General features: G+C 54.3%; 15 protein-coding genes. 11 read left to right on the top strand and 4 right to left on the bottom strand.

All coding sequences use genetic code 11. From position 1 onward, the window contains the following. Positions 1 to 74: 74 nt before the first annotated feature. From J0A68_RS08875 to J0A68_RS08890, 4 genes are all read right to left on the bottom strand, one after another. Positions 75 to 866, bottom strand: a complete 792-nt coding sequence (locus tag J0A68_RS08875; RefSeq protein WP_236021429.1) for a 3-keto-disaccharide hydrolase — start codon at positions 864 to 866, stop codon at positions 75 to 77. Then, positions 863 to 3,550, bottom strand: a complete 2,688-nt coding sequence (locus J0A68_RS08880; RefSeq protein WP_206577853.1) for a c-type cytochrome — start codon at positions 3,548 to 3,550, stop codon at positions 863 to 865. The genes J0A68_RS08875 and J0A68_RS08880 overlap by 4 nt, the downstream gene beginning before the upstream one ends. Before the next feature lie 214 nt (positions 3,551 to 3,764). Next, entirely contained in the window at positions 3,765 to 5,270 is a 1,506-nt protein-coding gene (locus tag J0A68_RS08885) for a RagB/SusD family nutrient uptake outer membrane protein (protein WP_438839568.1), read from the bottom strand. Between the two features lie 44 nt (positions 5,271 to 5,314). Further along, on the bottom strand, positions 5,315 to 8,353 hold the full coding sequence (locus J0A68_RS08890) for a SusC/RagA family TonB-linked outer membrane protein (RefSeq protein ID WP_438839570.1): 3,039 nt from the start codon (positions 8,351 to 8,353) through the stop codon (positions 5,315 to 5,317). A gap of 688 nt (positions 8,354 to 9,041) precedes the next feature. On the opposite strand from J0A68_RS08890, the gene J0A68_RS08895 reads away from it, so the two are divergent. The 11 genes from J0A68_RS08895 (at position 9,042) to J0A68_RS08945 (ending at position 25,085) form a co-directional block, all read left to right on the top strand. Next, positions 9,042 to 12,137: a SusC/RagA family TonB-linked outer membrane protein gene (locus J0A68_RS08895; protein WP_206577856.1), complete on the top strand. Its 3,096-nt coding sequence runs from the start codon at positions 9,042 to 9,044 to the stop codon at positions 12,135 to 12,137. Positions 12,138 to 12,154: 17 nt separating this feature from the next. Next, positions 12,155 to 13,657 carry a RagB/SusD family nutrient uptake outer membrane protein gene (locus J0A68_RS08900; RefSeq protein WP_206577857.1) on the top strand — a complete coding sequence of 501 codons (1,503 nt, stop codon included), beginning with the start codon at positions 12,155 to 12,157 and terminating at the stop codon, positions 13,655 to 13,657. Between the two features lie 256 nt (positions 13,658 to 13,913). Continuing rightward, positions 13,914 to 17,066: a PVC-type heme-binding CxxCH protein gene (locus J0A68_RS08905; protein WP_206577858.1), complete on the top strand. Its 3,153-nt coding sequence runs from the start codon at positions 13,914 to 13,916 to the stop codon at positions 17,064 to 17,066. Positions 17,067 to 17,350: 284 nt separating this feature from the next. Then, positions 17,351 to 18,472 (top strand): FG-GAP repeat domain-containing protein, encoded by a 1,122-nt coding sequence (locus J0A68_RS08910; protein ID WP_206577859.1) that lies wholly within the window; start codon positions 17,351 to 17,353, stop codon positions 18,470 to 18,472. A gap of 58 nt (positions 18,473 to 18,530) precedes the next feature. Continuing rightward, positions 18,531 to 19,421, top strand: a complete 891-nt coding sequence (locus tag J0A68_RS08915) for a helix-turn-helix domain-containing protein (RefSeq protein WP_206577860.1) — start codon at positions 18,531 to 18,533, stop codon at positions 19,419 to 19,421. Between the two features lie 114 nt (positions 19,422 to 19,535). Further along, positions 19,536 to 20,141 (top strand): sugar O-acetyltransferase, encoded by a 606-nt coding sequence (locus J0A68_RS08920; RefSeq protein ID WP_236021431.1) that lies wholly within the window; start codon positions 19,536 to 19,538, stop codon positions 20,139 to 20,141. 68 nt (positions 20,142 to 20,209) lie between these two features. Beyond that, entirely contained in the window at positions 20,210 to 21,253 is a 1,044-nt protein-coding gene (locus J0A68_RS08925) for an NAD(P)-dependent alcohol dehydrogenase (protein ID WP_206577861.1), read from the top strand. Positions 21,254 to 21,436: 183 nt separating this feature from the next. After that, on the top strand, positions 21,437 to 22,012 hold the full coding sequence (locus J0A68_RS08930; RefSeq protein ID WP_206577862.1) for a Crp/Fnr family transcriptional regulator: 576 nt from the start codon (positions 21,437 to 21,439) through the stop codon (positions 22,010 to 22,012). A 70-nt stretch (positions 22,013 to 22,082) separates the two neighbouring features. Further along, complete coding sequence (locus J0A68_RS08935; RefSeq protein ID WP_206577863.1) at positions 22,083 to 22,523, top strand: carboxymuconolactone decarboxylase family protein; 441 nt, start codon at positions 22,083 to 22,085, stop codon at positions 22,521 to 22,523. Positions 22,524 to 22,655: 132 nt separating this feature from the next. After that, positions 22,656 to 24,188 carry a glycosyltransferase family 39 protein gene (locus J0A68_RS08940; RefSeq protein WP_206577864.1) on the top strand — a complete coding sequence of 511 codons (1,533 nt, stop codon included), beginning with the start codon at positions 22,656 to 22,658 and terminating at the stop codon, positions 24,186 to 24,188. Between the two features lie 132 nt (positions 24,189 to 24,320). Continuing rightward, positions 24,321 to 25,085, top strand: coding sequence for a DUF2490 domain-containing protein (locus J0A68_RS08945; protein WP_206577865.1), 765 nt, complete (start codon positions 24,321 to 24,323; stop codon positions 25,083 to 25,085). The last annotated feature ends 14 nt before the right edge of the window (positions 25,086 to 25,099 follow it).

Genomic DNA, 25,099 nt, shown 5'->3' on the forward strand with positions numbered 1-25,099 from the left:
GGCTGGAAAGTCCAGAACAAAAAAGAGGCCGTCTCCCTTGGAAACGGCCTCTTTGCATTGGCTGGCAGTGTAGCCTACATCTTTTTCAGCTCCACGTTTTTGAACATGACCTTCATCGGCGGGCCGACGTGCATCTGCATTCCCATCAGGCCTTTCATCATCCTGTTTTTGGCATCGTCATCGGTGACCTCGCTCATGAGCGTCCCGTTGACATAGTGCTTCAGCACATTACCCTTGGCCACGATATGGATGGAGTTCCAATCCCCGCTTTTGATCAGCTTGCCCAGTTCGGCGCGGTCGCCGAGGTCTTCGACTAGGTTCAGGCCTTTCCAGGCGTTGCGCTCCACAAAGCCCCTCAGCTCGGTAATGGAGTCGGGCTGTGAAGTGATGCGGGTCTTTTGGCCCCGATAGGCCAAGGTGGTCCGCTTTCTTTCCTCGTAGTTTTGGCCGGTGTAGCGGTTTCCCCCGTCGATATCCGCCTGATAGCCTCTCAGGGCATAAGGCACTTCGGTGAAAAGGTCACTTCGGTACTGCACGCCAGAGTTGCCAGTCCCGGAGATCCAGTAGTCCATTTTCAGCTCAAAGTCTCCCAACTCCCCGCCCTTCCATATGATGAAGGTATTGGCTTTGAGGGGATTTTCGGCAGTGGTCTCTCCGTGGATCACACCATCCTTTGCAGACCAGTAGTCGGGATTGTAGTCCCAGCCTTCCAGGCTTTTGCCATCGAAGATCGACACAAACTCAGCTTGTCCATCTGCCGCCTTCCCGTTCTTTGAGTCGGGATTTTGGCAGGTCTCGTTGACCATTGCCACCGTAGCCAGAGCGGCCACGGCGAGCAAGGTTTTGGTTTTTACAGCCCAGATCATTCTTGTCCTGCGGTTTGGTTTTTGTACACGGCATGGTCAGCATTGCCACCTGAGATCAGGTAGGCCATGAGATCCTTCAGTTCTTCAGGATTCAGCCTGTTGATCAATCCCGGCATCATGATGGATACTTCCGCGCTTTTCTTCAGCACCACATCCGTTTTCGGCACAGTGCGGATGACGTCCGGCGCAAATGGATTTTGGGAAATGTAATAGTTCTGGCCGTCCTCGTCATTCAGCTTGCCGACGATGGAGCCTCCCGCTTTCAGCTCGAGCACAGTCGCTTGATACTGGTCTGAGACGGTCGCGCTGGGATCGATGGTAGCCACCAAGATGTCCCTAGGAGAAAATCTGGTACCCAACTGGGTCAGATCCGGGCCGATGAAACCACCCTCACCTTGGACCGTGTGGCAAGACTGGCACATCACCGCCGCAAACATCGCCTTTCCCTTGGCCAGGTCTCTTCCCGCCAGGTTTTGCACCACGGAGTCGGCTTGATCTACCGTCCATCTTCTGCCGGGACCTTCCGGCTGTATGCCTGTATTGACTATATCGTTGCCACTGGAGGTCAAGAGTTTTCCTCCGGACATCTCATCGTATTTGGCAAATTCCGCCTCGGCGACATGGCTCAAGGCCATTTTTCTCGCTCGATCGATGAAGCCCACATAGCTTCTACCGCCTTTGTAGGCAGTCAGCGCATTGTTTATCCACTTGAAATACTCCTCACGCTGTGCTGGAGTCCAGCCTTTGTCCGCTCCGCCGAGGACGGTCGCGTAGAAGGTCGCCTGCGCCGGAGGAATATTGGCCAGCATGTTGGCAATGTCCATTCCGTACTGGGGATTTCTGAATACGAGGTCGGAAGAGGCGGTAAAGGTCTTCTGGTAGTTTTCGTCGTCCTTCGCATCCTTGAGCAGCGCGAGGGTTTTTTCCACCGCTGACGGCGCATCAAGATGAACCAAAAGAATGCTCAGGGAACGATTCAGCATGTTCTCGTTGGCAGGATAGTGGGGATCCAGGTAGCTGGCCAATTGCGCCTTGACCGGCTCTGCACCCTTGTCGTAGCGATACAGGATCACTTCCAGCGTGCGCAGCAGGTCCTGCTGGTCTTTGGCAGAAAGCGCCTTGTAGTCGATCTGCATCAGGCTGTTGAGCATGGCGGCCGCATCGGCATCGCTGGCATGGTGTGCGAGGGCCAAGTTGGCGTGGATCTTTTTGACAGGATCAGTCTCGGCGATGGCGCGGGCTTTCCAGCTTGCCACAGGCTGATGCTCGAGCACAATGCGGGCGGCATACTGCACGTAGCGATCTGCGTTGCCCAGCTCAGCCCAAGCTTTGTCGATGCCCTCTGCGGGAGCACCGTCGTAGTGGTATTTTTCCAGTTCTCTTCTGGTGATCGCTTCCTTGGGAAGGTCGCTTTCCTTGAGCGGCGTGTGGGTATCCAAGTCCCCGGTGTAATATACCCGATAGAGATCCGACTCCAGCCTACGACCACCGGTGGCAAAATACATCGCACCGTCGGGGCCGATAGCTCCGTCTGTCAAAGGAAGCGGTGACCCGGAGATAAACTCCTCCGAAGTAGCTTCATAAGATGCACCGGAAGGCGTAAAGTGCGTCGCGTAGATGATACCAAAGCTCCAGTCAAAGGTGTAGAGCGCTTTTTTGTACTTGCTGGGGAATTTCGCGTCGAAGGCAAACATCGCGTTCGTAGGCGATCCTTGGCCGAGGTTGACCAAAGCAGGCAGGTTGTCTGGATAGACCGGAGACCACTTGGAGTTACCTGTTCTCCAGCCAAACTCAGAGCCGCTGGTCACGTGGTTGATGCGGGTGGGGCGATACCAAGGCATACCAAAGTCCCACTCCATGTCCGCATCGTAGGCGAAGATGTCGCCGACCTCGTTGAAGTCAAAGTCAAAGGCGTTTCGAAAGCCTGCGCCGATCAATTCCCACTCGCTTCCGTCAGGATTGATGCGAGCTAGCCACCCTCCTGGGGCCATACGGCTGTTGGCGTGGCCTCGGGGATCCTTGATCAGGGGAAAAAGATTGTCTTCATCCCATACTCTTGGCAGTCGGTAGGCATTCATGTCCGGCACATCGACGTGGTTACCCGCGATGAGGTAGATGCCCTGTCCGTCCGGAGTTACTTTCATGCTGTGGGGGCCGTGCTCGCCCTGCTGTCCTTTCAGCTCACGGATCTGGGTGACGGTCTCATACTGGTCGTCCCCATCCAGGTCCTGGATGCGGTAGAGTCCGGTAGGCTGGCTAAACGTTTCGTTGGGATTGTGGTTCACCATCACGTAGAGGGAATTGAACGCATAGAGCAAGCCCTGTGCATAGCCCATTCCCACTTGTGGCTCGGCGACGTTTCCGACGATGAGCTTTTCCACCTTGGGCTTCACCGTGGAGTCAGACCCGATCGGAGGCAGCTCCAGGCGGTATAGAAAACCGTACTGGTCAGAGGTGATCATGCGACCCTTGTCGTCAAAGGTCATCGCCACCCAAGATCCCTGGTCATTCTCTCCCGGGCTGTACAGCAGCTCCGCCACAAATCCGTCGGGGAGCTTGAGTTTGTCTATCTTGGGGTTGCCGGTGAGCTGCCGGCCGCTTTCTTCTTTCTTGGAGCAGGCAAAGGAAATCGCCACCATCCCCGCCAGGAAGAATAGACTCTTAATGGATCTTTTGTTGAGCATATTTTTTGGGATTATTGATTGCGGGTATTTGATTTTTCATAGAGTTCAAGTTGGGAATTATTTAAAAAGGCCAAAAGCCATTCAAGCAAGCTATTTACTTCCTGTCAATTAATCCACCATCCCGCTATCTCGGGGTGTGGAAGAAAATAACCCAACATCTACACTCTTACTCCGAAGAGCCGATGTCGGGCTATTTGAATTGAAGAAAACCAACTTAGAAATAAGGACTCAAATTCGATTCGTCAGCAGGATAGGGGTAAAATTTGCTCAGGTTGGTGAAGACGTTTGGTCTCGGAACAGCCCCCTCCGGATAATAATAGGCAACTGGATTTGCGACTATACGCTGACCGTAAGGGATGATGATCTCGTCGATCCGGCCTGTTCTCTGGATGTCAAACCAGCGCTTGTTTTCGAAGGCCAGCTCTACCCTTCTCTCCTTGAAGATCGCCTCTCTCAGACCTGCTTGGCCCGTTGCGGTGGTCGCAGCCAAGCCTGCTCGGGAACGCACCTGATTGAGATAGGTCGCCGCCTCTGTGGTCTTGCCCTGCTCGTTGAGGACCTCAGCCATGAAGAGCAGCACCTCGGCATAGCGGTATACCGGCCAGTTGATGCCGTGGTTGTTGTGCTGGGAGTGGTTGCTCTGAAACTTTTTGATGTAAGGATAGTTCTTGTTGGAGCGGGCGCTGCCTGACAGAAACACATTGCCGATGGACACATCCTTTCTCAGGTCGCCCGGCTCATAGGCCGCGATGATGTCCGGGGTTGGGATGTTGTTGCCCTCTCCGTCGATATTCTGGGGATTGCTGGTACCCATGATCGGCTGCAGCTCAGTCGCGGAGATAGGACGCGGCATAAACTGGTACATGAAGTTACCCTGCAGTCCGGCGGCACCCTCCAAAAACTGCACTTCGAATACTGACTCGACGTTGTTTTTGTTGGTGGCATTTTCAGAAAAAGCCAAGTCGTAAGTCGGCATCAGCATGTACTTGCCTCCAGTCACCACCGGGCTCAAGACCTGCTCGGCCTCAGACCATTTCTTCTGGTTGATGTACACATTGGCCAAAAGGGTGCGGGCAGAGCCAGAAGTGGCCCGACCGGGCTGCTGGGCAGATTTGTCAAGCAAAATCGGGATGGCCGCAGTCAGGTCGCTGATGATCTGCGCATACACGTCCGCCTCTGGAGACAGGGGCAAAGCCGACTCGGATCGCACCGCCACCGGGGTCAGGTGCAGCGGCACACTTCCAAAGTAGCGCGCCAACTCGAAGTAGGCATAGGCTCTCAGAAACAGCGCCTGTCCTTTGATGTTTCCCTTCGCCGTGGCGTCAAACTCAACGTCATCGATCAGGGCAAGCACCTGGTTGGCGCGGGCAATGATCAGGTAGTCCTGACGCCACTGGTTGAGGATATGGGTATTTGGCGCCGTTCCGTTGGATACCAGGATGGAGAAGTCCGCCAGATCTTCCTGGGGATCCACCGCTCCAAACAGCGGGTTTCGAGCGTAGTAGGTGTTGTCGGAGTGCATTTCCCCGAGGAGCCATGCCCGGTCGTTGGTGATCGTCCGGAGCGGGGCGTAGGCGGCGTTGACCGCCTGCTCGAAGTCCGTCTGGGTTTTGAAGAAAGTGGCCGAGCTCAGCTGGGTCTCAGGCACCACCGTCAGAAAGTCCTCACAGCCCGTCAGAAACAAACTGGCTGCCATTAATCCTATGATATATTTTTTCATTTTCATTTCGTTTGAAGGTGAATTATACTGTCTGGCTTAGCCGCTTAAAAAGTGATGTTGGCTCCGAATGTGATCGTACGCGGAACGGGATAGGCTGACAGATCGACCCCTGGGCTCAGGTTACCACCGTCGCCATTACCGTCGTTTTGCATACTCACTTCAGGGTTTGATCCACCCCAATACTTGGTGAACACCCACATGTTTTGTCCCGAAGCATACAGACGCGCGGACTGGATGGTCTTAGGCAGGTTTCTGAAAGTATAGCCCACGGTGATGTTTCTGATGGTGAAATAAGAAGCATCCCACACGAAATTGCTGTTGTTCCAGTCACGCTCGACACCGGTCACGTTACCGCCACCGACAGTAGTACCGAAGATCCCTTCTCCCGGATCTTCCGGTGATCTGAAGCGATCAATGGCCTTTCTCACCATGTTGAACACCCCATCCAGGTTTGCAGTGCTATACAGGTGTCTCATGTAGAGCTGGTTGCCCTGGGATCCGGAAGCAGTGATGCTGGCATCCCAGTTTTTGAAGGTAAAGTTGTTGACAAAGCCATAGACGAAATCCGGGAAGGGATTGCCGATGATCGCACGGTCGTCGTTGTCCCCACCATAGGTGATCACGCCGTCCCCGTTGACATCCTTCAGCTTGATGCTACCCACGGTAGATCGGCCTGGGATGATTGGGGAGTTGGCCAGGTCTTCGGCATTCATGTAGTTGCCTTCCTTCACCATGCCATAAAACTGCCCAAAAGGCTGTCCCACCTGCGTGATGTGGTAGGTTCCGTACACACGGTCAATTCCGTCGGCCAAGGAAATCACTTCGTTTCTGTTGAAGGAAATGTTGGCGTTCACATTCCAGCGGAAGTTGCTGGTGTTGACTGCGATCGCGTTCACCGCAAACTCATGGCCCCAAAACTTGATTTCACCGATGTTGTCGTTGAAGTTGGTGAAGCCGGATTCCTGAGGGATCTGTACGGCGTAAAGCAGGTTGGTGGTGTTTTTGGTGTAGAAGTCATAGACGAAAGAAAGTCTGTCATCCCACAGTCCCAGATCCAATCCCAGGTCAAACTGTGCGGTGGTCTCCCATCCCAGATTGCTGTTGTTGAGGGAAGTCACCGCGGCACCGGGAGCCACGTTATTGCCAAAGGCCACGTTGATGGTATTGTTTACCAGCGCATATTGGGTGTAGTTACCGATGTTGTTGTTACCGGTGATACCGTAGCTACCTCTCAGTTTGGCAAAGGAGATGGAGGAATTGGTCTTCAAAAACTCCTCGTCAGAAAGCACCCATCCGGCTGACACGGAGGGGAAGACACCCCATCTGTTGTCCGAGCCGAATCGGGACGATCCATCACTCCGGATAGAGCCAGTCAAGAGATATTTACCCTTGTAGTTGTAAGTAGCTCTGGAAAAGATGGAAGTCAAAGTCCACTCGTCCACTCCGCTAAACGTTCCGCCGCGGTTGATATTCAGCGCACCCTGGATGGTCGGGAGTCGGTCATCCGCGTAGGTATCGGCCTGGATTCTGGTACGGTCGCGTCTGAATTGTTGGTTAGAAAAACCCGCCAAAAGCTGGAAACTGTGATCACCCACTGTTTTGCCGTAGGTCACTGTATTCTCGTTCAGCCAAGTCAGCTCCTGCTCTTGGTCTCTGATAGACACGGCCACCGTAGGAATCGCCACATTGATGTTGGCAGTAGCCGTGGATGGATTAAACCAAAAGTAGTTGGAGTTTCTGATCTCTGTATTGAAGGTAGTTTTAAAAGACAAGCCTTTGATCGGCTTCCATTCCGCATAGGTATTACCCAGGATGTTGAAGACCTTGGTTTCGTTGGTGATTTCCTCTGCGGATCTCACCCAGTTGGGATAGGCAAAGATATTACCTGTGTTGGCAGGGAATCGGTTGAAGTAGGTCAGTTCCCCCGACTCATCGTAGATCGGCATGACTGGCCAAGTATGAAGCGCGTTGAAAAGTATACCAGTGCCGCGGGTACCGTCAGTGCGGGGAGTATTGTCCACCACATAGTTGGGAGCCAGATTGATACCGATATTGACCTTGTCGGAAATCGCATAGTCGGTATTCATTCTCATCGAATACCGCTTGTAATCAGAGTTGACCACGACGCCTTTTTGGTCAAAAATCCCCGCGATCACCGCGGTATTGACACGCTCCTTGTTGGAAGTCACGGTCAGGTTGTAGCTGGTGATGGGCGCAGTCTGCAGCATCGCATCGTACCAGTCGTTGTTTTTGTCGCGGTATTCTGCCGGATTTTGGAATGCTTCCGGCACTGGCTGTCCGGCATCGGTATAGTACTCTTTCTTAAACTGGGCAAACTCCTCGGCGTTCATCATTTCCAGACGGCCCTGCTCCGGTACCTGCTGGAAACCGGTGAATACGTTCAGATTGACGTTGGTTTGTCCTTTGACGCCTTTTTTGGTCGTGATCATGACCACCCCATTCGCAGCCCTCGAACCGTAGAGCGAAGTGGAAGCGGCATCCTTGAGTACGGTGATGTCCTGGATCTCGTCAGGGTTGATGGAGTTCACATCGCCTGAGATCGGAAATCCGTCCACCACATAGAGTGGCTGGCTACCACCTGAAACGGAAAGTTGCCCTCTGATGCGGACGTTCATCCCCTGTCCCGGCTTACCGGTAGTCTGGTTGATCTGCACTCCGGCAAGACGGCCTTGGAGCTTCTGGGCTACTGAGGAAACGGGCATATCCTGAAGATCCTTGCCCGAAACCGACTGGATTGCCCCGGTCACTTCCTTCTTGATCTGGCTACCGTAGCCCACGACCACGACCTCGGAGAGGTCGGAGGTGGAAAGGTCCAGCGTGACGTTGATCTCCGTCTGTCCTCCTACCACGGCTACTTCTTTGGTGGTGTAGCCCACGAAACTCACTACAAGGATCTCGCCGGGAGCGGCGTCGATGCTGTAGTTACCGTCGATGTCGGTGACGGTGCCTCTTTGGGTCCCTTTGACCAAAACCAATGCCCCCGGCACTGGCTCTCCTTCGGATGACACTACACCCCGGACGGACTGGGACTGCCCAAAACTCGATACGCCCATACATAGCATGAGCAATAAAAATCCGATAAACCGGATTTTTATCATAGATAGATAGTCGTTATTCATAAAGACGGGTTTTTGTTAATAGATAGCAAAAAGTAGCGCACCCCGCTTAGGTTCCCATCCTGCGCTATGCTGAATTGTTTTAAACGAAAAAAATATTAAATCCATTTTACCCGGTGCAAAACCGAGTAACAAGACAATAAAATAGAAGAGCAGTCTTTTCTCTTTATATATAAGTGTCCAGCAGCCGTTCAAGGACCAACAACAAGCTATCTAATCCCGAGATCAAGGATAAAGCGCCATAAGGCAAACCCAAACAGACGGACAAAAAGGCCAAGTGAGCCCCCCTGAAAAAAAGTCAAACGATAGAACATCGCGGGACAAAAAATCCAGAAACCTCACTGAGAACCAATCGACACCAAGGAAACCAAAGAGCCTTGTTTAATAAATTTTTTAAAAAAGTAGATTTTTTTTACCTCAGAGACACATAGAAATAAACCAACGTCTCATAGGAAATATTCAAACACCCCTTCTTTTATTTATGACATCTATATCAACTAGGTAAACAATGCAAAAAAGCATTTTTTCCTATCCTGCCGCATCCTGCAAAACATCAACTATTTCCACAGGATACCACAGGATACATTCGCTGTTTGACGACACCTAACTTATTGATACAATAAACCTAATTTACATGTCAAAATATCATCACTATAAAAGAAGACTAGTGACTAGTATTCTTTTAGCCTTATTCTCCATAGGGGGAATTGCCTATGGGCAAAGCCCCACGGTCAAAGGAACCGTGGAAGAGGCCGGATCGCAGACTCCGATTCCCGGAGCCTTGGTGATCGTCAAAGGTACCCAGCGCGGGACAGTCACAGAAAACGACGGATCCTTCAGCATAGAGGCCAGCCCAAACGAAACACTTGTCGTCAGCTTCATTGGATACACCACCACCGAGCACCTCATCACCAGCGCATCAGGCCCAATAACCATAAGCCTGGCGGTAGACGAGGCTGAACTCGACGAGATTGTGGTCGTCGGCTATGGTACCCAAAAGAAATCCGATCTCACCGGGGCCGTGGGCTCAGTCAGCGAGGAAAGCCTCAAGGACCGACCGTCCGCCAACCTGTCCAACGCCCTTTCGGGCAAAGTGCAGGGGGTAAACGTCTCGATCAACTCCGGACGTCCGGGAGGCCGCGCCAATATCCGTATCCGTGGCAATACCTCGGTCAGCATCGCAAACGATCCCCTATACGTGATCGACGGGGTCATCATGCATGCTACTGGCCTTGCCAACGGCAGCACCCCTATAGACTACATCAATCCCAACGACATCGCCTCTGTGGAGATTCTCAAAGATGCCTCCGCCACGGCCATCTACGGTGCCCGGGGCGCAAACGGCGTGATCCTCGTGTCTACCAAGCGAGGCAGCCAATCCGGCGGAATGATCGCCTATGAAGGAAACTACAGCATCGGCGTCCTCCCCAAAAAAATACCGCTATTGAACTCGGAGGAGTTTCTCGCCACCGAGGATCTCGCCTACCAAAACGCACAAAAGTACGATCCGAATGGATGGAGAAACGGCATCTACAAAGATCCCGCGCTAAAGCGCACCGATCCCAGACTCTTCGATGCCAACGGCAAGCCGCTCTACGACACCGACTGGCAGGACGAATCCTTCAAACCGGCCTTTACCCAAAGCCATCAGCTGAACTTCACCTCGGGCAATGTCGATGACAACTTCGGCGTGTTCCTCGGCTACAGGGATGAGGACGGACTCATGGCCAATTCCTGGATGAAGCGCTATTCCTCGAGGTTTGTATTTGACAGCAAGATCAAAGACTGGATCAAAGTAGGCGGGGTACTCAGCTACAACGACCAAAAGGAAAGCCAGGTAGACCCGCTCGGCAACGGGGGGATCATCGCCATGCGCCAAGTGCTGGAAGCGCTCCCTATCATTCCCGTGAAATACCCCGATGGAAGCTGGGCTGGAAATGCCGACTACCCCGGCATGGAAGGGGGCAACAACCCCATCCACGTATCGGAGGACAGAATCTACTTGGTAAACACCCAAACCGTACTTGGCAACGTCTACGCCAACCTCTACTTGGCCAAAGGGCTGGAGTTCAGGTCAAACCTATCCGTCAACATCGTAAACCAGCGAGTGGACTACTACGGCGGCAGAGATCTGAACTACATCTCCAAAAACCAGGGTGGCGACGCCTCTATCTTCAACGACCGGCTCAACTCTTGGCAGTTTGAAAACTACCTTACTTACATCAAGGAGTTTAACCAAAACCACGCGATCAATGCCATGGCCGGTATCGCTTGGCAGCATGTCGATCGGTTCAACTCTACAGCCAGGGCACAGAACTTCCAGGATGACTATTTTGCCTTCAACAACCTCGGAGCCGGCGCCGTAGCCGTCCAGCCTAACTCGGGCACGGTGGCCTATGGACTGAACTCCTACTTTTCAAGGATCAACTACACCCTGCGTGACAAGTACCTCTTCACCTTCACCGGTCGTGTGGACGGCTCCTCCAAATTTGGCGAGTCCAACCGCTATGCCTTTTTCCCCTCCGCCGCCTTTGCCTGGAGAGCCTCTGACGAAAACTTCCTCAGCTCCAGCAATGTCATCTCCAACCTGAAACTACGCGCCAGCGTCGGCCAAACCGGAAACTCCGAAGTGACGGCCTACCAAGCCCTAGCCGGGATGGGCAACTACACCGTGATCTTCAACGACCAGCGCCAGATAGGCATTGGCGTGAGCCGTCTTGCCAATCCCGACCTGAAATGGGAAGTCACCTCCCAGGTGGACTTCGGAGCCGAAATCGGATTTCTTCAAAACCGATTGATGTTTGAACTGGACCTCTACCGCAAAATCACCGACGACATGCTCCTGAGTGCGCCGGTTCCCTCCAGCAGTGGCTATACCGTCGTGAGCAAAAACGTGGGCAGCATGGAAAACAAAGGGGTCGAATTCGGACTGAACACGGTCAACGTCGAAAAGACGGACTTTTCTTGGAGTACCAACTTCAACCTGTCGATCAACAAAAACAAGGTCAAAGCACTGACCGGCGGATCGGATATCTTCCTCGGATCCACCATCGTGAGGGAGGGTGAGCCCGTGGGTTCTTTCTTCGGCTTTGTCCACGAAGGCACCTGGAACACCGAGGAGGAAACCGTCGCTGCGTCCTACAACAAGCGCCCCGGCGACATCAAGTACAAGGACGTCAACGAAGATGGTGTCATCAACGACTCCGACCGGGTGATCATCGGCAAAGGCATTCCCGACGGATTTGGCACGTTTGCCAACACCTTCCGGCTGAAAAACTTCGAACTGCTCGTGGACATCCAGTTCACCTACGGCAACGACGTGCTCTTCCGAAGCAAGCACTCTGCCGAAGACCGGACAGGCATCGCCAACAGCTTCAAGACCGTACTGCAGGGCTGGACTCCGGAAAACCAGGACACCTACTACGCCCAAATCCGTCCGCTCACCGCTGGCTACAACACCAACAACGACTCCAGAAGAGTGGAAGACGGGTCTTTTGTCAGAGGGAGAAACATCATGCTCTCCTACAACTTTACCCCGCAAACACTGGAAAAACTGAAGCTGAGAACGATGAGAACCTTCTTCTCCGTCCAAAACTTCTTCCTGTCCACAGACTACTCCGGCTACGATCCTGAGGTATCCACCTCCGGAGCGGCGTTTGACCAGGGCGTAGACCTCTATGCCTATCCCAAACCACGTGTGTTCATGCTGGGTGTCAGCGTCAGCCTCTAATAAAAAATCCGACAATTATGAAACGTACCAAATCCCATATAGCCAAATTCGTCTTGCTATCCTCCCTGATCGGGATCACCTCCTGCTCGGGCTTTCTGGATGAGTCAGACCAGTCCAACTTCACGCTGGACAACTATTTCACCAAACCGGAACACGCGACCAGCGCAGTGAACTCGATCTATCAGAGTTTGCAGCCCATCATGTCCAGCGGCTTTGGCGGTGGTCCCTGGATGATGACCGAGTTTGCCACCGGCTTGGCAGACACCGAGCTGGGCCAGGCCCAAAACAGCCTCTTTGTCATGAACCTGGACAACACCTCGGACAATGGCTACGGCCAGACCTATTGGACGAGCTTCTATCTGGGCATCGCCAACGCAAACGTGGCCCTGGCCGAAATCCCGGATATGAACATGGACGAGACCGCCAAAAACAAACTGCTGGGCGAAGCACGCTTCCTGAGAGCCTACTACTACTACAACCTGGTCAGGATTTTTGGAAACATTCCGCTCATCACCGACCCCATCGACCTGTCTTCCGAAAACCTCTACCCCGAGCAGGCGGATCCCGCCGCGGTCTATGACCAGATCGTGGCCGATCTCCAAGAGGCCGAAAAGTCCGGATTGGCCTGGAGAGACGCTACCGGGAGGGTATCCATGGGCGCTGTCAAATCCCTGCTCTCCTCGGTGTACCTCACCATGGCAGGCTACCCGCTGCAAAAAGGAAACGACTACTACGCCCTGGCCGCAGCCAAAGCCAAGGAAGTAATGGACTCCAAAACCTTCTCACTGTTTGACTCCTACGCCGCTCTGCACACTCCGAGCATGAAAAACCTGGGGGAGAATATCTTCATGGCCCAGTATGTCGCCTATACCCTCCCCTCCAGCTGGCAGGTATCCATCATCCCCTACAACCGGGGCATCTCCAACTACAGCGCGGAAACAGGCGGGATTTTCGCCCAGGAAGCCTTTGTGAAATCCTACGAACCGGGTGACAAAAGAGCCGCTGAAAAGGAGTTTTACTACACGAGCTATACCCTGCGAAATGACCGCACCAAAACCCTCGAGCTGGGAGACTACTACATCTTCAAGCATTTTGACGAAGTCGCCCAAACCAGCACCACCAGCAGCTCGATGAACTGGCCCATCCTGCGCTACGCCGAGGTGCTGCTGATTTTTGCAGAAGCGTCCAACGAGGCAAACGGACCAAATGCCGAGGCTTACGCCGCAGTCAACCAGATCCGCTCCAGAGCCCAGCTAGCTCCCCTGCAAAACCTGGGAAAAGACCAGCTTCGTGAAGCCATCTGGAGGGAAAAGTTCTTCGAGCTTTCCTTCGAAAACAAGACCTGGTTTGACATGGTCCGGATCAGAAAGGGCTTCAACGTCACCACCCGCCAGTTTGAGGACTACGTGGGCCACAAGTTTGTCTATGGCCCCACGGTGACTGAGCGGGAGCTGCTGTTCCCCATCCCCACCGCGGAAGTCAGAAACAACCCCAAATTGGTTCAGAACCCCGGCTACTAGGAAAAGATAGCTGACATCGCACTTCTGGATGAACCGGGAGGGGAGGAGCAAGCCGCTGAGCAGATCCCTCCCCTCCTTTCATTCCCAAAACCCGATAAACCCAGCCCGAAAACCGACTGAGCGTCACCCCCATCAAGCAAAGTACACGCTATTCATTTGCCCAAACACCGCAGCAAGAATCTCGACACCACCCATATAATCAGGTTGAAAATCCAGGGCTTTCTGCCTATTATTAACCCGAAATGCAATCCAATCCATGAAATACAACCGTCTATCGCTAGTTCCCCTCCTTTTTGTTTGCCTCTCATTTTTTTACGGCTGCACCCAAAAACAAACCCTCGAACTCCGAAAAAACTCCCACATCACCCTCGTCGGCAACAACCTGGCCTCGCGCATGCAGGAGTACGGACTCTTTGAGACCGAGATGCACCTCCGCTACCCGGACAGCACGCTCTTCATCCGCAACCTCGGCGATCCAGGCGACACGCCTGGCTTCCGTCCCCGGTCTGGCACCAACGACCCCTGGGCCTTTCCCGGCGCGGAGGACTTTCAGGACGAGTATGCGACTCCGTCCGGAAGCATTGGCCACCTCGAAAAACCCGACCAATGGCTCACCCGCCTTCAAGCCGACATCGTCGTGGGCTTTTTTGGCTTCAATGAATCCTTTCAGGGGAAAGACAAACTGGAAAACTTCCGTGCAGAGCTGGAGGCTTGGGTGATCCACTCCAAAGCACAAAAATACAACGGCAAGTCCGCCCCTCAGCTGGCCCTGGTCTCGCCCATCGCCTTTGAGGACCTCAGCGAGCTCATAGACCTGCCCGATGGTACTGTCGAAAACGAAAACCTCCAGCTCTACACCGAGGCCATGAGGGAGGTCGCGACCAAGCATGGACTGGTCTTCGTGGATGCCTTTGACGCCAGCCAAGACTGGTACGCCAGCTCCTCTGAGCCCCTGACCATAGACGGCTCCCAGCTCAACGAGCAGGGCTATGAAAAATTTGCGGTTTTCCTCGCCGACGAGCTCTTTGGGAAGGAAAAGGCCAAGGCCAGCGCCAACCGTGACCAGATCCACGAGGCGGTGATGGAGAAAAACTGGCTCTGGACCAACGACTACAAAATCCCCAACGGCGTCCACGTCTTCGGGCGTCGCTACGATCCTTTCGGCCCGGACAACTACCCCTTTGAGCTGGAAAAAATCCGCCAGATGACCGCCATCCGTGACACCGCAATCTGGGAAGCCAACCAAGGCCGAACCAAAGACCTTGCGGCAGCTGATGCCAAAACCAGAACCCTGCCCGAGGTCGAAACCAACTTCAACCCCGACAAAAACGGCAGCTTGGAGTACAAGTACGGGGACGATGCGCTCAGCACCATCAAGGTACCGGAAGGCTACAAAATCGAGCTTTTCGCCTCCGAGGCGGAATTCAAGGACCTCGCCAATCCGGTGCAGCTCTCCTTTGACAACAAGGGTCGGCTCTGGGTGGCGACCATGCCGAGCTACCCCCACTACAAGCCAGGCGATCCCCGACCTCAGGACAAGCTGATCATCCTCGAAGATACCGACGGAGACGGCAAGGCCGACAAGCAGACGACTTTCGCGGACAACCTCCACATCCCCGTGGGCTTCGAGATCGCTCCTGAGGGAGTCTATGTCTCCCAAGGCAACAACCTCGTCCTGCTGGTGGATGAAAACGGCGACGACAAAGCCGACCGAAAGGAAGTCCTGCTCAGCGGCTTTGACGACCACGACACCCACCACGCCATCTCAGCTTTCACCACCGACGAATCCGGTGCCATCTACATGGCCGAGGGGGTCTTTTTGCACTCCAATATCGAAACCTCCTACGGGCCAGTGCGTGCGACGAATGGTGGCTTCTACCGCTACGAACCCAAGCGCCACAAGCTAGAGCGGGTCAACCAGGTGAGCATTCCAAACCCTTGGGGTATCGCCTTTGACGACTGGGGACAAAACTTCTATGCCGAGACCTCTGGCCCCAATGTCAACTGGATGCTCCCCGGCTCGGTGCTTCCCCGCTATGGCAACGCCAACTACAAGGGACCAAACCTGATCGAAAAAGACCACATGGTACGGCCGACCTCCGGTCTGGAATTCATCTCCAGCCGACACTTCCCAGACGACGTCCAGGGCGACCTCATCATCAACAACACCATCGGCTTCCTCGGCACCAAGCAGCACCAGGTCTTTGAGGACACTGTAGGCTTTGTGACCAAATGGAGACAGGATCTGATCACCTCCACCGACCGCAATTTCCGCCCGGTGGACATGGAGATCGCGCCTGACGGCTCCATGTACATCGTGGACTGGCACAATATCCTGATCGGACACATGCAGCACAATGCTCGCGATCCGCTTCGCGACCACGTGCATGGCCGGATCTACCGACTCACCTACCCTTCCCGACCGCTGCTCACTCCTGCGAAAATCGACGGAGCGACCATTGCCGAATTGCTGGAAAACCTAAAACAGCCAGAATACCGCACCCGCTACCGCACCCGTCGTGAGCTGCGCGGCCGTGATGCCAAGGAGGTGACCGCTGCGGTAGAGAAATGGGTTGCCGATCTGGACAAAAACGATCCCCGCTACGAACACCATCGCCTGGAAGCACTTTGGGTGACTTGGGGGGCCAACCAGGTCAACCAAGACCTGCTCCGCTCCCTGCTTCAGTCCGAGGACTACCGCGTGCGGGCGGCTTCCGTTCGTGTCCTCCGCTACACGGGCCATCAGGTCAAAGACCAAAAAGACCTCCTGATGGCCGCTGCCAAAGACCCAAACGGTCGGGTACGAATGGAAGTAATCGCTGCCGCGTCTTGGCTGCCTAGAGCGGAAGGCCTGCCCATCCTCTCCGAGGTGGAAAACCAAGACCAAGACAACACCTGGATTCCTAAAACCCTCGAAACCGCCGTCGCCCACCTCAACGGCCTCTCGGTCGCTGCGAAAAAAGAGGAAGACATCAAGTCCTCCCTCAGCGGCTCGGATCGGGAGCTGTTTATCCTGGGGAAAGAAATCTACGCCAGAGAGGGCTTCTGCTCCACCTGCCATCAGCCTGACGGCGGCGGACTCAATGCCTCCGGCTTTCCTCCGCTGCGGGGCACGCCTTGGGTGACAGGAAGTCCGGAGAGACTGATCAAAGTCGTGCTCAAAGGCCTTTTGGGCCCTATCAACGTAGCAGGAAGAGATTACCCAGGCCAGGTACCGATGACGCCTTTCGAAGGCATGCTCAACGACTCCGAGGTAGCCGCCGTCCTGACCTATGTGAGAAACTCCTTTGGCAATCAGGCCTCCGCCATTTCTCCCGACCTGGTACAGAAAGTCCGCGAGGAAGTGAAAGCAAAAGAAGGTTTCTACAGCCCTGACGAACTGCTGAAGGTGCACCCGCTGGAAAAGTGATGGGATGCCAGGATGACCGATGTCCGGTGTCGGATGTCGGCTGAGTTGGAAAGTGGTAAAGTTGTAAGGTTGTAAGGTTGCAGCACCGAACGATCAGAGCGGGCTAGGGCGCTTTTGAAGGCCGTAGCTCGTTTCTCAAAACTCGCAAATATTCGGCGACTGACCCTGAATTTGATGTTCTGCGCTCCATACTTCCTTGAATTTGAAAATCGGGTACGATCTTGGAAGGTGGGACTGCCCTAGTCCGTCCTTTCGTAAATCAACAATCGCAACGCATAAATTCGATGAAACACCCTCTTCTATCGCTCGCTTTTTCGCTTTCCATACTTTCCCTTCCGGTCTTTTCCCAGACCCAAAACCTCCGCTTCGAAAAGCAGCTCATCGCCTTCGAAAGCAACGAGTCGGTAGGGGCTTTTGACGTAGACAAAGACGGGCATATCGATCTGGTCTCGGGGAGCTATTGGTACAAGGGGCCGGAGTTTCGTGATCGGGCACTCATCGGCCAGGTGAAGCGCTACGGGGAGTATTACGAGGACTTCTCGACTATCCCCATGGATGTCAACGGGGACGGCAAGATGGATTTTGTCACCGGAGGATGGTTTGAAGGAAAGCTGGTCTGGAAAGAAAACCCTGGAAACAACGGGGAATGGAAAGAGCACCTGATCGCCGAGACCGGCAATATCGAGTCCACCCGAGCCTGGGATATCGATGGGGATGGCACCCTGGAGATCGTGCCCAACACGCCCCGTAAGCCTTTGGCCTTCTACAAGTGGATCGGTCCAAACCAGTTTGAGAAGTACGAGGTATTCGAGACCCAAGGCCACGGACTGGGGTTTGGGGATATCAACGGGGATGGTTTTGGGGACTTGATTTCCTCCTTCGGCTGGTACGAGGCTCCTGCAGACCTACGGACAGGACAGTGGAATTTCCATCCCAGCTTCAATCTGGGCGACATCAGCGTCCCGGTGATCGTCACCGACCTGACCGGCGACGGGCTGAATGACCTCATCTTTGGCATGGGCCACAACTATGGCCTCTTTTGGATGGAGCAAAAGCGCGACGGCGAAGGGCAGATCAGCTTTGCGAAGCATCCCATCGATCCCTATCACGCACAATATCACGCGATGGAATGGGTGGATCTGGACGGCGATGGCAAAAACGAGCTCGTGACCGGCAAGCGATTCCGAGCCCACAACGGCAAAGATCCCGGAGAACTGGATGAGATCGGCCTCTACTACTTCAAGTGGGATGGAAAGGCTTTCGTGAAAAACATCATCGCCTACGGGCCCCTGGGAGTAGGCAAAGGCACAGGGATAAACTTCGCCGTCACTGACCTCAACGGAGACGGAAAGGTCGATATCGCCGTGGCGGGCAAAGACGGCCTGGCGGTGTTTTGGCAGAGGTAGGAAAATCAATCTGAACCGGACACTCCGATTTTCCAGATTGATTTTCTTAACTTCGCAAATGCTTCAAAAGACCGAACGAACCCTCTCCGACTTCAACAGCCAACTCAAGCTGAAAGGCTTCAACGCCTTCCAGATCGAAAGCGACGGGGCGGAAACCCGCGTGTACAGCCGCAAGGATTTCTACAAAATCTGTCTCACCACCGGCAAGAGCATCATCAACTATTCGGACAAAAGCTACGCACAGGAAGGCACCATCCTCTTCTTTGGCAATCCCCACATCCCCTACTCTTGGGAGACGCTCTCTACCGAATACCTCGGCTACACCTGCCTTTTTTCCGAGGATTTCCTCCACCGAGGCGAACGCACGGAGAGCCTCTTGCAGTCTCCCCTTTTTAGGCTGGACGGCACACCCATCCTGCAGATCAGCGAGCAGCAGCGCGTACACCTGAATGATATTTTCGAAAAAATGATCGCCGAGCAAAACTCCGACTATGCTTTCAAGGACGACCTGATCCGCAACTACATCCACCTGATCTTTCATGAGGCACTGAAAATGAAGCCCTCTGAAAACTTCATCCATCACAAGAGCGGGGCTTCACGACTGACGACCGTTTTCATGGAGCTCCTGGAGCGGCAGTTCCCCATCGAGACACCCAGCGCTCCGCCGCAGCTGCGCACGCCCCAAGACTATGCGTCTTCCCTCTCCGTCCATGTCAACTCCCTCAATCGGGCCATCAAGGAAACCACCGGAAAACCCACCTCCGCGCACATCGCCGAGCGGACGCTGGCAGAAGCCAAGGCCCTGCTCCAGCACACGGACTGGAACATCTCCGAGATCGCCTTTGCGCTCGGCTTCGAGTACCCGACCTATTTCAACAATTTTTTCAAAAAACACACCGGCACCAATCCCAAGACACTTCGGGCAGGTATCGGCAGACTTCAAGAGTAACTCGGGACAAGGCTTCAAACGAGAATGTTTGATTTCCATAATTCTGAATTTGATTTTTGTTAGAAAAGAGGCAGCTGGTGGAATAATTTTGTAAGGTGATCAATTGACAACACCATGGAGGATCAACCAAAGCAAAAGCCTGAAAACGAAGTCGAAGCCGCCCGGATCAAACTGGGCTCTGGGACCTTCGTACCCAAAGACGACCCGGCTCTCACCCTATTGATGCCCAGAGTCATCCAGACTTTGGAGCTCGTGGCCAAAATGAATTCTTCTGGAAATGTGGATGAGGCAAGGGGGATTTTGGGACAGATCACTGGCCAACACATAGACGATTCTACCACGATCTTCCCGCCATTCACCACCAACTTGGGCGTTTTCACCCGCATCGGCAAAAACGTCTTTATCAACCACGGATGCTCCTTTCTGGACCTCGGTGGGATCACCATCGAAGACGGCGTAATGATCGGCCCGCAGGTCAAGTTGGTCACCGAGAATCACCCGCTCGATCCACAGCTAAGAAAAGGCCTGATCTGCAAACCCATTGTGTTAAAGAAAAATGCCTGGATAGGAGCGGGAGCCACGATTTTACCCGGAGTGACCGTGGGCGAAAACTCCGTGGTCGCAGCGGGAGCCGTGGTCTCCAAGGACGTCCCCGACAACACCGTAGTCGGCGGAGTCCCAGCCAGAGTACTCAAGGAGGTCCCTCGCAGTCAGTCCTGACCCGAATGGCTTGCTTCTTCTAGCCCATCCACACCCTATTATGAAATATGTCAGCTAAACCGATAAACATGAACACCACAAAAACCCTTGCTTTTGGAGCCGCGACGGCTACCTCCGGCATCGCCCCCATGGACATCCAGCGCAGAGCCCTCCTCGGCAATGACGTGGAGATCGACATCCTCTACTGCGGCATCTGCCACTCGGACCTGCATGCGGTGAAAAACGACTGGGGAGGATCTACCTATCCCTTGGTTCCCGGTCACGAGATCGTGGGCAAAATCACCCAAATCGGCCCCGAGGTCAGCAAATTCAAAGTCGGTGACTTGGCCGCCATCGGCTGCATCGTGGACAGCTGCGGTACCTGCGCCCACTGCCATGAGGGCGAGGAGCAGTTTTGCGAGACAGGCTGGACGGTGGTTTTCAATTCACCGGACAAAATCTCCAGCGGGATGACCTTCGGAGGCTTTTCGGAGCGTATCGTCGCCAACGCCGACTACGTCCTCAAGATGCCCGACAGCGTGGACTTGGCAGCTTCCGCTCCGGTGCTCTGCGCGGGAATCACCGTCTACTCTCCCCTGAAACACTGGAATGCCGGGCCGGGCAAAAAGGTCGGTATCATCGGCATCGGGGGACTCGGCCACATGGCCATCAAGATCGCCAAAGCCATGGGCGCGGAGGTGACGGTCTTCACCACTTCTCCATCCAAAATGGACGATGCGAAAAGCCTAGGCGCAGACCATGCGGTGCTTTCTACTGACAAGGCCGCTATGAAAGGCCAAAGAGGCTTTGACATGATCCTCGACACGGTCTCGGCCAAGCATGATGTCAATGTGTACCTCAACGCGCTCAAAGTAGACGGCAGCCTCGTCCTCGTCGGGCTTCCCAACGAACCCCTGGAGGTCGGCGCATTCAACGTGGTCAACGGCCGCAAAAGCTTCTCCGGCTCCAATATCGGAGGAATTGCGGAGACGCAGGAAGTGATTGACTTTTGCGCCAGCCACGGCATCGCGGCCGACATCGAGCTGATCAAGCCCTCGGAGATCAACGAGGCCTTTGAAAGACTCGAAAAAGGCGATGTGAAATACCGCTTCGTGATCGATCTGAAAGCATAAGCCAAACTGCCCGGGGCGAAGGTCTCGGGCAGTTTTTTTTTACCACGCCGACTCCCACTGCATTTGGGGAATCTCGGCCCGTTTGGAAATGGGGGCAAAAAAGTCATGCCGCATCGTTCGATTTGGGACTTGGCCTGTTGGCCAATGGAGCGGGACACTTTAACTTCCGAGAAAATCCCAGTCATGGCCCAGGCTCTCGTCGATCACATTGGAAAGTTCATCACGCTAGACCCGGAAGCGCAAATCCGAATCCCGGAGTTTTTTGAGCGACTGCAAGTCCAGAAAAAGGACATTTTGCTGCCCGCAAACCGCATCTGCGACCGGCTCTTCTTTGTGGCCGGGGGTTGTGTTCACGCCTATTTCACCGACCAACATGGTGTGGAAAAGTCCATCCAGTTTGCGCTGGAAAACTGGTGGATCAGCGACTTCCAGGCTTTCTACCGGCAAAAGGCCACGGAAAACACCATTCAGGCGGTCGAGGACTCCGAGGTGTGGAGCATCACCAGGACGAGCTACAGCGCCCTGCTGTCCGAGCATCCGGAGATGGAGTCCTATTTTCGGCAGATGTACGAGATCGGCTACGGAGCAGCCATCACCCGCATCAAATTCCTCTTCAACTACTCCAAGGAAGAGATCTTCTATAGCTTTTCGGAGCAGTTTCCGCACTTTGTCAGCCGCGTACCCCAGTACGTTCTAGCCACCTATCTGGGCCTGACTCCAGAATACCTCAGCAAACTCAGGGCAAAAAGACGATCTTAATCCAGTTCAAGTTTTTTGGGAAATGGCACAAATACCTTTGGTGCATCACAAATCAAAAACACCAAAGACCATGGAAACTAGACTGCAAATCGACCAGGTAGAGCCCAAAGGCTACCAATCTCTTTTCCCCATCGAAAAGTACCTCCAGCAATCCCAGCTGACCCACACGCACAAGGAGCTGATCAAGATCCGTGCTTCCCAGATCAACAAATGCGCCTTTTGCATCGATATGCACACCAAGGACGCACTGGCGCAGGGGGAAAGCCTCCAGCGGATACTGCTGCTGAATGCCTGGGAGGAGACCGAGCTTTTCACTCCGGAAGAAAAAATCCTGCTCAAGGTAACCGAAGAAGTGACCCTGATCGCCGAAAGCGGACTGAGCTCGGAGACCTACACCCAAGCCGTCCAGGTGCTGGGCGAAAACTACCTGGCCCAGGCGATCATGGCCATCATCGCGATCAACGCCTGGAATCGCCTTTCGGTCAGCACGCTGAAGCCCATACCGGCCTAGTTGCTCTTGCGTACTAGCTTTACGGCCTGATTTCCTTCTCGGGAAATCGGGCTTTTTGCTTTCCGACCCCGGAAAACAGAGCAGACAGTCCGTCGATTTCGGTATCTTTCCTTTTCCATGCATCCACCGAAAATGAAGAAAGAGACTGCACTCCTCTGCCTGTTCATCCTGCTCAAGTTTGCGCTGCAATATGCCGTCGTGCATCCGGATTTTGACCTGCATCGGGATGAGTTTCTGCACCTGGATCAGGCCGACCACCTGGCCTGGGGCTACCTCTCCGTGCCGCCGGTGACCTCCTGGATCTCGGTCTTGATCCGCTGGCTGGGCAATGGGGAGCATTGGGTACGCTTTTTTCCTGCGCTGATCGGGGCAGCCACGATTGGGGTGGTTTGGGATCTGGTCAGAAGACTTGGAGGCAATCTCTACACACAGTCTCTGGCGGCTATTGCCCTGCTTTCCTCCGCACTCATCCGGCTCAACATCCTCTTCCAGCCCAATTCCCTGGACATCCTTTGCTGGACGCTGGTGTTCTACACGCTGACCTGCTTTTTCCTGACGGAAAAGCCCAAGTGGCTGTACTTCCTGGCGCTGAGCTTTGCCTTTGGCTTTCTGAACAAGTACAACATCGTCTTTCTCGCCATGGGCCTTTTCCCGGCACTTCTGCTTACTTCCAAACGGTCCATTTTCCAAAACAAGCACCTCTACTTCGCCCTGCTGATGGCGATTTTGCTTGTCCTCCCAAACCTCATCTGGCAGTACCAAAACGGCTTTCCGGTGATGACCCACATGCGCCTGCTCAGCCGGTATCAGTTGGTCAACGTGAGCAGAATCGGCTTCCTGATGGAGCAGCTGCTGTTTTTCTATCCAGCGCTTTTCATCTGGCTGCCGGGACTGGCGGGATTGCTTTTCGCCCGGAGGTTCCAGGACTTTCGATTTGTCTTCTGGACATTTGTACTGACGCTGGCCATCTTCACCTACTTCCAGGCCAAGGCCTACTATGCCATCGGACTCTATCCCGTTTTGCTCGGGTTTGGAGCGGTCTTGATCAGCGGCTGGCTGGAAAGTGGCTGGAGAAAAAAGCTGAAGCCCCTGGCTTTGGCAATCCCTCCCCTCCTGTTTTTGCCCGCGCTGCCCCTCATCCATCCCTACTACTCTCCGAATAGAATCCTCGAAAACCCGCCGGCCTACTCCCTCCTCGGCCTGAGTCGCTGGGAAGACGGCCGAGAGCATCCTATTCCGCAGGATTTCGCAGACATGCTGGGCTGGAGCGAACTGGCGCATCTGGTAGATTCCGCCTATCGCATGATGCCCGAGCAAGGCCGCACGATGATCATCTGCGACAACTACGGCCAAGCCGGGGCGATCAACCACTACTCCAAGATCCCGGAGCTCCGGGCGCTGACGATGAATGCGGATTACCTGTACTGGTTTGAGCTGGAGGAAAAAGTGGACAACCTGATCCTGGTATGGGAAGCGGATGAGCAGATCACGGAGCGGGAGCTGGGCTTCTTCGAAGAATATCGAGAGATCGGCAAAATATCGCATCCCCTAGCCAGGGAACTTGGCACCAGGGTTCATTTCCTTCGCGGGGCAAAAGCCGACATCAACACCATCCTGCGGCAAGAAGTAGCCGAGGAGAAAAAGGTATGGGAAGGAGCGCGGTAAATGTCCCTTTTGACAGCAACAGAAAAATCCCATCCAAGTCCCTACTAAAAGAAAGCTCCTTACCTTTATCCGGCGCAATGACCGTACGCATTGGCACGATTCCACCTTCTACTCAAACCACCCAACCTGATTTTGCTCCCTATTTCCCGCTCCTCCCAGGTCAGCTTTTCCCTGCTATCGACCCTCTTCTTTCTCCTTTGCCAAAACAAGGCTATCGCACAGAAGGAAGTCGTCCGATCGGAGCAGGTATGGCTGCAGTCCTACCACGAAGCCAAGGTGTCCGAAAAATGGATGCTGCTCCTGGACGGGGGATTTCGCTGGCGGGACGGAGTGGACGACAAACTGGCCTACATCGTCCGCGCTGGGGCGGGCTACGCCCTGACTCCACGGCTCCGTGCGTCGGCAGGCTTTGCCCATCTCGGCGGATATGCGGGAGAAAAAGTCATCCGCCGCGAGTACCGCCCCTATCAGGAGCTACAGCTCAAAGACCAGCTTGGCAGGCTAAATCTCAGCCAGCGCCTACGGATCGAGGAGCGCTTCTTCGACGACCTGGCGGTGGGTGTCTCCACGGCGGACTTCAATTTCCGCTTCCGCTACTCGGTCATGGTAGGAATCCCTCTGCTGCGCCTGTCGGCTAAAAATCCGGACAGAAGACTCGTCCTCAACGTCGGCGACGAGGTCTTCATCAACGCCGGTCAGCAGATCACGCACAACGTGTTTGACCAAAACCGGCTCATCCTCAGCCCCAGCCTCCAGTGGAACAAAGACCTGAGCATTGCCTTGACCTACAACTCCCAATTTGCAAGCACGCCGGCACCGGAGGTTTTTCTCCATAGCAGGATCTATTGGCTGCAGCTGCGGTATAATGTGGACTTGGGAAAGAAAGATCGCCAATAGCCCTAAACCTTCCT

The sequence above is a fragment of the Algoriphagus oliviformis genome (assembly GCF_017254915.1).
In the GTDB taxonomy this organism is placed as follows: domain Bacteria; phylum Bacteroidota; class Bacteroidia; order Cytophagales; family Cyclobacteriaceae; genus Algoriphagus; species Algoriphagus oliviformis.

Excerpts from the sequence above, each read along its gene's own strand:
- J0A68_RS08890 (WP_438839570.1), bottom strand. The coding sequence starts at position 8,353 with ATGCTATGTATGGGCGTATCGAGTTTTGGGCAGTCCCAGTCCGTCCGG.
- J0A68_RS08895 (WP_206577856.1), top strand. The coding sequence starts at position 9,042 with ATGTCAAAATATCATCACTATAAAAGAAGACTAGTGACTAGTATTCTT.
- J0A68_RS08915 (WP_206577860.1), top strand. The coding sequence starts at position 18,531 with ATGCTTCAAAAGACCGAACGAACCCTCTCCGACTTCAACAGCCAACTC.
- J0A68_RS08905 (WP_206577858.1), top strand. The coding sequence starts at position 13,914 with ATGAAATACAACCGTCTATCGCTAGTTCCCCTCCTTTTTGTTTGCCTC.
- J0A68_RS08930 (WP_206577862.1), top strand. The coding sequence starts at position 21,437 with ATGGCCCAGGCTCTCGTCGATCACATTGGAAAGTTCATCACGCTAGAC.
- J0A68_RS08935 (WP_206577863.1), top strand. The coding sequence starts at position 22,083 with ATGGAAACTAGACTGCAAATCGACCAGGTAGAGCCCAAAGGCTACCAA.
- J0A68_RS08940 (WP_206577864.1), top strand. The coding sequence starts at position 22,656 with ATGAAGAAAGAGACTGCACTCCTCTGCCTGTTCATCCTGCTCAAGTTT.
- J0A68_RS08880 (WP_206577853.1), bottom strand. The coding sequence starts at position 3,550 with ATGCTCAACAAAAGATCCATTAAGAGTCTATTCTTCCTGGCGGGGATG.
- J0A68_RS08925 (WP_206577861.1), top strand. The coding sequence starts at position 20,210 with ATGAACACCACAAAAACCCTTGCTTTTGGAGCCGCGACGGCTACCTCC.
- J0A68_RS08875 (WP_236021429.1), bottom strand. The coding sequence starts at position 866 with ATGATCTGGGCTGTAAAAACCAAAACCTTGCTCGCCGTGGCCGCTCTG.
- J0A68_RS08900 (WP_206577857.1), top strand. The coding sequence starts at position 12,155 with ATGAAACGTACCAAATCCCATATAGCCAAATTCGTCTTGCTATCCTCC.
- J0A68_RS08885 (WP_438839568.1), bottom strand. The coding sequence starts at position 5,270 with ATGAAAAAATATATCATAGGATTAATGGCAGCCAGTTTGTTTCTGACG.
- J0A68_RS08920 (WP_236021431.1), top strand. The coding sequence starts at position 19,536 with ATGGAGGATCAACCAAAGCAAAAGCCTGAAAACGAAGTCGAAGCCGCC.
- J0A68_RS08910 (WP_206577859.1), top strand. The coding sequence starts at position 17,351 with ATGAAACACCCTCTTCTATCGCTCGCTTTTTCGCTTTCCATACTTTCC.